The following is a 9430-nucleotide window of genomic DNA, read 5'->3' as shown; positions in this document are numbered from 1 at the left end:
CGACCATTCCTCGGTGATCGGCGCGGACCTCCACAACGAACCCTACAACGGCACCTGGGGCGGCGGTGGCGCCAATGATTGGGCGGCGGCCGCCGAGGCGGCCGGCAACGCCATCGGCGCGGTCAATCCCAACTGGCTGATCTTCGTCGAGGGTGTCGGCAGCTACAACGGCGACAACTACTGGTGGGGCGGCAACCTCGAAGGTGTTCGCGACCGGCCGATCGAACTCGATGTCGGCCACAAGCTCGTCTACTCGGCGCACGACTATCCCAACTCGGTCTACGCCCAGCCCTGGTTCCAATCGCCCGATTTCGCGGCGCAACTGCCTGGGGTCTTCGACAAGGCGTGGGGCTACATCTACCGGGAAGGCATTGCGCCGGTCTATGTCGGCGAATTCGGCAGCAAGCTGGTCGACCCGAAGGACGCGCCCTGGCTGGAGGCCCTGACCTCCTACATGTCCGGCGACTTCGACAACAACGGGACCATCGATATTCCGGCGGGCCAGCAGGGTATTTCCTGGACCTACTGGTCATGGAATCCGAATTCAAACGATACCGGCGGCATCCTGAAGGATGACTGGAGCACCGTGAACGAGAACAAGGTCGCCTATCTCAGGCCGATCGAATTCGACTTCCACGAAACGGGCGGCGGCACGGGCGACCACAATGTCCTGTCCTTCGTGGTGTCGCTCTCGGCGCCCGCGACCGAGGCCGTGACCGTCGGCTATCACACCGTGGCCGGCGACGCGACTTCGTCCGACTTCACCATGACGAGCGGCACGCTGACCTTTGCCGTGGGGGAGCAGAGCAAGACGGTCCAGGTGTCCGTCACGGCCGACCTCCTGCATGAGGGCAACGAGCACTTCCAGGTGGTGCTCACGGATCCGCATGGCGCGGTGATCGGATCCGCCACCGCCACGGGGACCATCATCGATGATGACGGCACGGTCGGCGGCAGCGGCAACGACCATCTCACCGGCACCAGCGGCGCCGACACCCTGGCCGGCAATGGCGGCAACGACACGCTCGACGGCGGTGCCGGCAACGACCGGCTGGATGGGGGCGACGGCAACGACATCCTCATCGGCGGCACGGGCGCGGATGTGCTGATCGGCGGCGCCGGCATCGACACCGCCAGCTATGCCACGAGCACCGGCGGCGTGAACGTCAACCTGGCGACCGGGCTGGGCCTGGCGTACGAGGCGCAGGGCGACACGCTGAACGGGATCGAAAACGTGGCCGGCAGCCGGGGCAATGACTACATGGGGGGCAACGGCAATGCCAACACCCTGACCGGCGTTGCCGGCAACGACACGCTCCAGGGCTTCGGCGGCCTCGACACGCTGAATGGCGGCGATGGAAACGACACCCTGTATGGCGGCGTCGGCAAAGACAGCTTGACCGGCGCCGCCGGGGCGGACAGGTTTGTCTACACCACGATCGGCGACAGCCCGGTCGGCGGGTCGTCGACCTCCGACGCGATCCTCGATTTCAGCCATGCCCAGGGCGACCGGATCGACCTGTCAGCGATCGACGCGAACACCGGCCTGGCCGGCGACCAGGCCTTCAGGGTCATCGGCGCGGCGGCGTTCACCCACCATGCCGGTGAGCTGCGCTTCGCGACCGTGTCGGGCGTCACCTCGATCTATGGCGACGTCAACGGCGACGGCACTGCGGATTTCCAGATCCGCTTGTCCGGCGCCATCGCCCTGGTGGCCGCGGACTTCGTGCTGTAGCGAACTGCAAGCGCTATCGGCGAGGACCGGCGGTTCGAGCTGGCGGTCCCGGCCAGCCACGGCGATAGCATCCTCGACGCTGGGGATGGCCCATGACGAGACAGGGGCGGCTCATCCCGCCCCGGTCGACCGGGCCTTGGCCCGGGCCGCCCGATGCAGGCTCTCCGCCAGGATGGCCAGGCAGCCGGCCAGCAGCAGCACGCCGCCGGCCAGGGCCGGCAGGCCCGCCCATCGCACGGCCGCGGCCACGATGGCGACCAGCACGAGGATGGCCAGCGCCAGCGCGCCGTCATCGATGAACAGGCCGATCAGTTCGGCGAAAGCGGTGCGCAGAGCCGTCATCGGATGATCGCCTGCTGGCTGGAGGACCGAAGCCATCGCACGGCAGCCAGGGACACCACGGCGACAACCGCCAGGATGCCGAGCAGCGAGAGATCGGCACCCGGCCAATGCGCCCCGAGCCCCTCGCCCGTCCAGAACACGCCGAACGCGGTCAGCAGCAGGCCGACGGCGAATTTCAGCGTGTTCTCCGGCACCCTCGACAGCGGCTTGTGCACGGCGACGCCGATGATGAGGACCAGCAGGCAGGCCGCGGCGGCGCCGAGGCTGGCATAGCCGACCATGCCCCGGCCGGCGCCGACGGCGATCACGATGAAGACCACCTCGACACCTTCGAGCAGCACCGCCTTGAAGGCCGCCGCCCCCGCCAGGAAATCGGCACGACGTTCGGCGTTGCGGCGCTGCAGTGCGTCCGTCTCAGCCGCGAAGGCCTTCGCCTCGTCGCGCAGGGCGATGAAGCCGGCGCTGCGCAGGATCGCCTTGCGCAGCCAGCGCAGCCCGAACAGCAGCAGCAGCGTGCCGATGACGAATTGCAGCAGGCCGATCGGGATCAATTCGAGCAGCGGCCCGAGCACGATTACCAGGGCGGCCAGCACGGCCAGCGCCAGGACGGTGCCGATGATGGCCGGCCGCCAGCTTCGCGACAAGCCCACGGCCAAGATGATGGTGAAGGCTTCGACCACCTCGACGAAGGAGCCGAGGAAGGAAGCGGTCACGGTCGAGATGATGGCGGTGACGCCGGTCATGGTGTCTTCCTCGTTCCCCGCTTCAGCCACAGCCGGTCGATGCCGCCGCGCAGCGCGCCGAACCGTTCCAGGCTGGCCAGGGCGGCATCCCGGTCGCGGGCGGCCAGGGCGACGATCATCGCCTCGATCACCACCATGGTCCCCGCATGCATCGCCAGGTGGTCGGCGCGGCCGCGGGGCACCGGCAGCACCTCGGCCACCCGGCCGCGGACAAAGGGGCCGAGGCTGTCGCTGACCAGCAGCACGGGAATGCCGGCCCGTTCGGCGGCATCGAGCGTCAGCTCGGCCTCCCGGTACATCGGCGCATAGGCCAGCATCAGGACGGCGTCGCCCTCGGCCAGCCCGAGCAGCTGGTCGGCGAGGCCGATGCCGGTGGCGGAGAGGGCGCGGGTCTCAAGCCCGATGCGGTTGAACTGCAGCGCCAGATATTCGGCCAGGCTGCCGGACGGGCCGATGCCGAAGACGTGCCGGCGCCTGGCGGCGGCCAGGGTGTCGATCACCCTCCCGAACCGCTCCTGGAACCCGGGGTCGGCCAGCACCGCCAGCGCCTCATGATGCGCAGCCAGGACATGGCGCAGCGCCCCGCCGGCATCGGTGCCCGCCTCGTCCAGGGTCCGGCGCAGCCGTCCGTCCTGCGTTGCGGATCCGGTCAGGTCGCCCAGCAGCGCCTCACGCAGATGCGACAGGCTGTCGAAGCCGAGCGAGCGCGCGGTGCGGACCACGGTGGCATCGCTCGCGCCGGCCTGCGCCGCGATCTGGGCGGCGGAACCGAGCAGGACGGCCTGTTTGTGTTCGACGAAGAACCGTGCCATCCGTTGTTCCGCCGGAGACAATTCGGCGAAGGCCACGTCGACCCGCTCGTCGAAGGCGGAGGCGTCGGATGGGGTGTCTTCGGGTGACGCGTCTGTCGTAACCATTTCAAGAAACTACAGCAGGTTGTAACTGCTACAAAGCTCTATCGGTGGCTCCTGTTGCCCGGAAATGGCAGCCCCGCGCCTCGGGCGGGGCGACAGGGCTGGCGCCGATCGATGGCGGCGTGGCAGATTCCGGGGCGGGGCCCCGAAGCCGCCGAATGCCCTCGGCGACGCCTGATGGGGCCATATCCTTACGGGACGTGACCGCCATGCCGGCTCAAACCATCAGGATCGACTTCGTCTCCGACGTCTCCTGCCCCTGGTGCGCCATCGGCCTCGCCGCGCTGGAGCAGGCCGTCCAGCGGCTGGACGGTGCGGTGACGGTGGACCTGCACTTCCAGCCCTTCGAGCTGAACCCGCAGATGGCGGCGGAGGGCGAGGACGTGGCCGAGCATCTGGCCAAGAAATACGGCAGCTCCGCCGCCCAGATGCGGCAGAACCAGGAGGGCATCCGCCAGCGCGGCGAAGCGGTGGGCTTCACCTTCAACTTCGATCAGCGCAGCCGCATCTACAATACCTTCGATGCCCACCGGCTGCTGCACTGGGCTGGGCTGGAAGGCCGCCAGAGCGAGCTGAAGCATGCGCTGCTGGCCGCCTATTTCACTGATGGCGAGGATGTCGGCTCCCCGGCGGTGCTGGCGCGGGTGGCCGGCGAGGTCGGGCTGGATGCCGACCGCGCCCGGACGATCCTGGCCGGCGACGACTATGCCGAAGAGGTGCGGGCGCAGGAGCGGTTCTATACCGAGCGCGGCATCCAGTCGGTGCCTTCGATCATCATCGACGAGCGCCGCCTGATCCAGGGCGGACAGCCGGTCGAGGTGTTCGAGCAGGTGCTGCGCCGGGTCGCCGCAGAAGGCAAAGCAGAGGCCTGACCGGCGACGGGTTTTCCCGGTTCGATGCGAGGCCGTGAAACCATTCGCGGCTTCGCTCGGTTCCCAGGCTAGCCGAAGCCGCTCCCGACCCCCGGGGCGTATCGGTGCCGGGAGGGAACCTGATTGCCCGAAACACTCGACCTCCGCTCCGGCCATCCCGTCTGGACCGCCCGCGGACAACCCGACATCCCCACCACGCCGCTGGTCGACGGGGCGACGGCGGATGTGGCGATCGTCGGCGGCGGCGTGTCCGGGGCCCTGCTGGCCGATGCGCTGCTGCAGGCGGGCTTGAGCGTCATCGCGGTCGACCGGCGCGGCTTCGGCCTCGGATCGTCGGCGGCAAGCACCGCGCTGCTCGCCAGCGAGATCGACCGGCCGCTGACCCAGCTCACCGATGAGATCGGCGAATCCCGGGCTGCCCGCGCCTATTGGCGGTCGGCACTGGCCGTGGATTATCTGCGAACCCGGATCCATGACCTCAAGCTACAGGCCAGATTCCGCGAGCGGCTGTCGATCTACCTCCCCGGCGACGCCCTCGGGCCCAAGGAACTCCGACAGGAATGCGACGCTAGGGCGCGGATCGGCCTGCGGTCGCGCTTCATCCAGTCGGCCGTGCTGCGCGATATCACCGCCCTCGACGCCCCCTGCGCCATTGCCACGTCCGGAAACGGCGAGGCCGATCCGGTCCGCCTGGTCAGCGGCCTCTGGCGCTCCGCCCTGTCGCGCGGCGCCCGGCTGCACGCCCCGGTCGAGATCCGCGAGGTCCAGGCCAAACGCAGCGGCGTCAGGCTGGCGACCGCGGATGGTCTCGAAATCAGGGCCCGCTTCGCTGTGTTCGCGACCGGCTATGAGCTGATGCCGTTTATTCCCGACACCGGCCACCGCATCAGCTCGACCTGGGCCATCGCCACCGCGGTGCAGCCCGATCGCCTGTGGCCGTCCCGGGCGCTGGTCTGGGAGGCGAGCGAGCCGTATTTCTACGCCCGCACCACGGCGGATGGCCGGGTCGTCGCCGGTGGCGAGGACGAGCCCTTCACCGACGAGGACAAGCGCGACGCGCTCATCGCCCGCAAGACCGCTGCGATCGGCCGCAAGGTGACGGCCCTGTGGCCCGCGATCGACGGAAAGCCGGAATTCCGCTGGACCGGCAGCTTCGGCGAAAGCCGGACCGGCCTGCCGACTATCGGCCCGATCCCCGGTATGCCCCATTGCCACGCCATTCTCGGCTATGGCGGCAACGGCTTCACCTTCAGCGCCATCGCGGCCCAGATCATTCCGCGCGCCATTCTCGGGCTGGAGGATCCGGACAACAGCCTCTTCGGATTCGCCTGACCCCGGCCGACCGGGAACCTGAACCGGCTTCGGGCCGTCTCTAGAGCAGCGCGCCGAGCCGCGCCCGCATCCGATACAGGAGACACCCGATGGCGAAGTCCACACCCCGGATCGTCGCGAAGGCCCCGTCCACCGGCAGCCAGCCCTGGCTGCACCAGCGCGGGCACGAGATCCAGGCCTTCGGCAGCGTCCGCCAATTGCCGGTTGGCCTGTCGCGCGACACCCGGCTCTAGTCCTGCCAGCGGCTGAACCAGCTGCTGGCCGACACCCAGATCCTGAACGCGCTGTACAAGAAGCACCACTGGCTGATGCGGGGCGCGACCTTCTATCAGCTGCACCTGCTGCTGGATAAGCATGCCGGGGAACAGCTGGCGCTGGTCGACCAGATCGCCGAGCGGATCCAGACCCTGGGCGGCATTGCCGTCGGCGACCCGCGCCATGTCGCCGAAATCACCCGGATCCCCCGCGCGCCGGATGGCTGCGAAGAGGTGCCGGCGATGGTGTCCCGGCTGCTCGAGGCGCATGAGCTGATCCTGATCGACGCGCACGACGCCGCGTCCCGGACGGGCGACCAGGGTGATGACGGCACCAACGACCTGATCGTGTCCGACATCATCCGGACCAGTGAGCTGCAAGCCTGGTTCCTGGCCGAGCATCTCGTCGACACGCCCCTGGTCCGCAGCTAACGGTGAGGCACGGAGCGGCAATCCGCTCCGTGCCTTTGCTACTACCGGTTGAGTACGGTCAGCCTTCCAGCGTCGCGTCCAGGGTGATGGTGGCGTTCAGCACCTTCGAGACCGGGCATCCGGCCTTGGCCTTGGCCGTCAGCTCCTCGAACGTCGCCTGGTCGGCGCCGGGGATCTTGGCCTTGAGCGTGAGATGCACCGCGGTGATGGAGAAGCCTTCGCCGACCTTCTCCAGCGTCACGTCGGCCTTGGTCTCCATGTGATCGGCCTTGAGATTCGCCTCGGCCAGGATCAGGGAGAGCGCCATGGTAAAGCAGCCGGAATGGGCGGCGCCGATCAGCTCCTCCGGGTTGGTGCCCGGCTGGCCTTCGAAGCGGCTGGCGAAGCCGTAAGGGTAAGACTTGAGAGCGCCGCTCTCGGTCGAGATCGCGCCCTTCCCGTCTTTCAGGCCACCTTGCCAGACGGCGGATCCGGACTTCTTCATGCGGGTTCTCCCAGTTCGATGAAACACGGCGGCAATGATCTGGCCTGGAATGCCCGGTCGGCAAGGGAAGCTTTTGTTCCGGCGCAAGTCCGGGGCGGATCATATCGTCGCGATCGGAGTTGCAGCCGGCACCGCAGATCGGTCAGGCTGTGGCAAAAGACGGGAGATATGAATTGGGCGGCACGATCCAGACCTTCCTGCTCACCCTCTCGTCCCTGTTCTCCATCGTCAATCCGATCGGCGCCGCCCTGATCTTCAGCCAGATCACCGGCGACCGCTCGCATGCCGAGCGCGGCGAGCTGGCGCGGCGGATCGCGCTCTATTCCGCCCTGGTCATGCTGGGGGCGCTGTGGGGTGGCGCCTATATCCTGAGCTTCTTTGGCGTCAGCCTGTCCGCCTTGCGCATCGCCGGCGGCTTCATCGTCGCCGCCAGCGCCTGGACCCTGCTGCAGGCGCCGGAGCAGCAGGAGGAGCGCAAGCAGCAGCAGGCATCGGAGGCGGAGGGAATCGACGCCGTCGCCTTCTTCCCGCTGACCATGCCGTTCACCACCGGCCCCGGCACCATCTCGGTCGCCATCGCCATCGGCTCGAACCTGCCGGTGGGCAAGCCCGACTTCCTGCCCTATGTCCTCGGCGCCTCCGCCGCGGCCATCGTCCTCGCGCTCATCGTCTGGATTTCTTATTCCTCGGCCGACCGCATCGTCGCCCTGCTCGGCCATGCCCGGGCCCGCGTGCTGTCGCGGCTGATGGCCTTCCTGCTGCTGTGCGTCGGCACCCAGATCACCCTCAACGGCATCGCCGACTTCGTGAAGTCGCTTTAAGCCGCACCCCACAGCCGTCCCGGAATTAACCGTTGACTCCCGAAACGGCGCATGTGCTACTCGAATGACAGCGCTAACATAGCTTCTTGACCGAAGCTCGCGCCATCCAACCCGCCCCGCTTCATTGCCGGGGCCGGGAACGATCAATGACGACAAAACGGCGGATCGCCGGCACGGTTGCAGGGAGGTTGACGGGCGTGAGCAGCAGCCAAGTCGAACACGGCCGGACTGGACGCCAGGGCCCCTTCTCGGTCATCGCCGGTCTGCGCAATGCGCGGGAACTGAACGTCCTGCTGGCGCTCATCCTGGTCGGCGCGCTGATCAGCTTCGTCACCCCGTATTTCCTGACAACCAACAACCTGATGGGCGTGTCGCGCGCCTTCTCGCTGACCGCGATCATGAGCATCGGCATGGTGATGGTGATCATCACCGGCGGCATCGACCTGTCGGTCGGCTCGGTGATGGGGCTCTCGTCGCTGGTCACCGCCCTGTGCTTCTCGGCCGGGCTGCCGATGGCGGTGGCGATCGGGGCAGGCCTCTTGGTCGGGGTCGGCTTCGGCGCGGTCAACGGGCTGCTGGTGACCGCGATCGGCCTGCCGCCCTTCATCGCCACGCTGGGCACGCTCAGCATTGGCCGCGGCCTGATGTATGTCGTCACCCGCGGCGTGCCGGTGACGCCTGACGTGCCCGACGCCTTCACGCTGCTGGGCCAGGGCTATCTCGGGCCGGTGCCGGTGCCCGTGGCCATCATGGTCGTGCTGACCATCGTGTTCTCGATCCTGATGCGGAAAACCCGCTTCGGTCGCCATGTCTATGCCACCGGCGGCAATGAGCACGCGGCGCGGCTGAGCGGCGTGAAGACGGCCCGGGTGAAGATGGCCGTCTACATCCTGTCCGGCACCATCGCGTCCTTCGCCGGGGTCGTCAGCTTCTCGCGCTACCTCTCAGCGGAACCGGCTTCCGGCTTCGGCGCCGAGCTGGACGTGATCGCCGCGGCGGCGATCGGCGGCGCGTCGCTGTCGGGCGGTATCGGCAGCGTGCTGGGCGCCGTCATCGGCGCCGCGCTGACCGGCTTCATCGCCAACGGCGTCGTGCTGATGAACATCGACACTTATGCCCAGCAGGCGATCACCGGCGCGGTGATCCTGATCGCCGTCAGCATCGACGTGCTCCGGGCCCGCAGCAAGCGCAGCTGAGGCCCCATCCGACAAGAAGAGCAGCAGGCTCCGTCACCCGTTCATTCCAGGGAGAAAACTCCATGAAGCCCATGATCCGCATGCTCACCGCGGCGATGTTCGCCGCACCCCTGTTCGCCGCCGGGATCGCGTCCGCCGACGACGCCAAGATCACCATCGCCGTCGTGCCGAAGGTGGCGGTGCCATTCTTCGACGACTGCAACACCGGCGCGGCGGAGGCGGCCAAAGCGCTGGGCGTGCAGTACCAATGGGTGGTGCCGCAGAACACGCAAGGCTCGACCCAGGTCCGCATCATGGAAGACCTG

At 68.1% G+C, this 9430-nt stretch carries 12 protein-coding genes; 8 read left to right on the top strand and 4 right to left on the bottom strand.

The features are described from left to right. Window positions 1–1735, top strand: a 1735-nt coding sequence (locus tag AC3XYG_RS39195) for a cellulase family glycosylhydrolase (protein WP_489145328.1), incomplete at its 5' end; no start/stop codon positions are given. A 111-nt stretch (window positions 1736–1846) separates the two neighbouring features. Here the strand turns inward: AC3XYG_RS39195 and AC3XYG_RS39190 are convergent. The 3 genes from AC3XYG_RS39190 to AC3XYG_RS39180 are packed head-to-tail and all read right to left on the bottom strand — an operon-like array spanning window position 1847 to window position 3737. Continuing rightward, the gene (locus tag AC3XYG_RS39190) at window positions 1847–2077 is read right to left on the bottom strand and encodes a hypothetical protein (protein WP_489145327.1); all 231 of its coding nucleotides are present in this window, start codon (window positions 2075–2077) and stop codon (window positions 1847–1849) included. Next, window positions 2074–2820, bottom strand: a complete 747-nt coding sequence (locus AC3XYG_RS39185; protein WP_489145326.1) for a COG4280 domain-containing protein — start codon at window positions 2818–2820, stop codon at window positions 2074–2076. The genes AC3XYG_RS39190 and AC3XYG_RS39185 overlap by 4 nt, the downstream gene beginning before the upstream one ends. After that, window positions 2817–3737 (bottom strand): MurR/RpiR family transcriptional regulator, encoded by a 921-nt coding sequence (locus tag AC3XYG_RS39180; RefSeq protein WP_489145325.1) that lies wholly within the window; start codon window positions 3735–3737, stop codon window positions 2817–2819. The genes AC3XYG_RS39185 and AC3XYG_RS39180 overlap by 4 nt, the downstream gene beginning before the upstream one ends. A gap of 206 nt (window positions 3738–3943) precedes the next feature. Between AC3XYG_RS39180 and AC3XYG_RS39175 the strand changes: the two genes are divergently transcribed. The 4 genes from AC3XYG_RS39175 to AC3XYG_RS39160 all read left to right on the top strand — a co-directional run bounded on the left by AC3XYG_RS39175 (window position 3944) and on the right by AC3XYG_RS39160 (window position 6624). After that, the gene (locus AC3XYG_RS39175; RefSeq protein WP_489145324.1) at window positions 3944–4606 is read left to right on the top strand and encodes a DsbA family oxidoreductase; all 663 of its coding nucleotides are present in this window, start codon (window positions 3944–3946) and stop codon (window positions 4604–4606) included. 123 nt (window positions 4607–4729) lie between these two features. Beyond that, complete coding sequence (locus AC3XYG_RS39170; protein ID WP_489145323.1) at window positions 4730–5938, top strand: NAD(P)/FAD-dependent oxidoreductase; 1209 nt, start codon at window positions 4730–4732, stop codon at window positions 5936–5938. A gap of 89 nt (window positions 5939–6027) precedes the next feature. Continuing rightward, complete coding sequence (locus tag AC3XYG_RS39165) at window positions 6028–6171, top strand: hypothetical protein (RefSeq protein WP_489145322.1); 144 nt, start codon at window positions 6028–6030, stop codon at window positions 6169–6171. Between the two features lie 12 nt (window positions 6172–6183). Next, window positions 6184–6624, top strand: coding sequence for a Dps family protein (locus tag AC3XYG_RS39160; RefSeq protein ID WP_489145329.1), 441 nt, complete (start codon window positions 6184–6186; stop codon window positions 6622–6624). A gap of 58 nt (window positions 6625–6682) precedes the next feature. Here AC3XYG_RS39160 and AC3XYG_RS39155 read toward each other — a convergent pair whose 3' ends face one another. Then, complete coding sequence (locus tag AC3XYG_RS39155) at window positions 6683–7108, bottom strand: OsmC family protein (RefSeq protein WP_489145321.1); 426 nt, start codon at window positions 7106–7108, stop codon at window positions 6683–6685. Between the two features lie 173 nt (window positions 7109–7281). Between AC3XYG_RS39155 and AC3XYG_RS39150 the strand changes: the two genes are divergently transcribed. From AC3XYG_RS39150 to AC3XYG_RS39140, 3 genes are all read left to right on the top strand, one after another. Beyond that, window positions 7282–7929: a MarC family protein gene (locus tag AC3XYG_RS39150; protein WP_489145320.1), complete on the top strand. Its 648-nt coding sequence runs from the start codon at window positions 7282–7284 to the stop codon at window positions 7927–7929. Between the two features lie 197 nt (window positions 7930–8126). Beyond that, window positions 8127–9125 (top strand): ABC transporter permease, encoded by a 999-nt coding sequence (locus AC3XYG_RS39145; protein WP_489145319.1) that lies wholly within the window; start codon window positions 8127–8129, stop codon window positions 9123–9125. Between the two features lie 62 nt (window positions 9126–9187). Continuing rightward, window positions 9188–9430 (top strand): hypothetical protein (locus AC3XYG_RS39140; protein WP_489145318.1); only part of this gene is annotated, 243 nt, incomplete at its 3' end.

The organism is Inquilinus sp. (genome assembly GCF_057815775.1).
Note: the sequence above shows the minus strand (reverse complement) of the source record. Positions and strands in the feature narration are given on the sequence as shown.

Bases quoted from the DNA above. Each gene is read 5' to 3' on its own strand.
- AC3XYG_RS39190 (WP_489145327.1), bottom strand. From the start codon at position 2,077: ATGACGGCTCTGCGCACCGCTTTCGCCGAACTGATCGGCCTGTTCATC.
- AC3XYG_RS39155 (WP_489145321.1), bottom strand. From the start codon at position 7,108: ATGAAGAAGTCCGGATCCGCCGTCTGGCAAGGTGGCCTGAAAGACGGG.
- AC3XYG_RS39185 (WP_489145326.1), bottom strand. From the start codon at position 2,820: ATGACCGGCGTCACCGCCATCATCTCGACCGTGACCGCTTCCTTCCTC.
- AC3XYG_RS39180 (WP_489145325.1), bottom strand. From the start codon at position 3,737: ATGGTTACGACAGACGCGTCACCCGAAGACACCCCATCCGACGCCTCC.
- AC3XYG_RS39165 (WP_489145322.1), top strand. From the start codon at position 6,028: ATGGCGAAGTCCACACCCCGGATCGTCGCGAAGGCCCCGTCCACCGGC.
- AC3XYG_RS39175 (WP_489145324.1), top strand. From the start codon at position 3,944: ATGCCGGCTCAAACCATCAGGATCGACTTCGTCTCCGACGTCTCCTGC.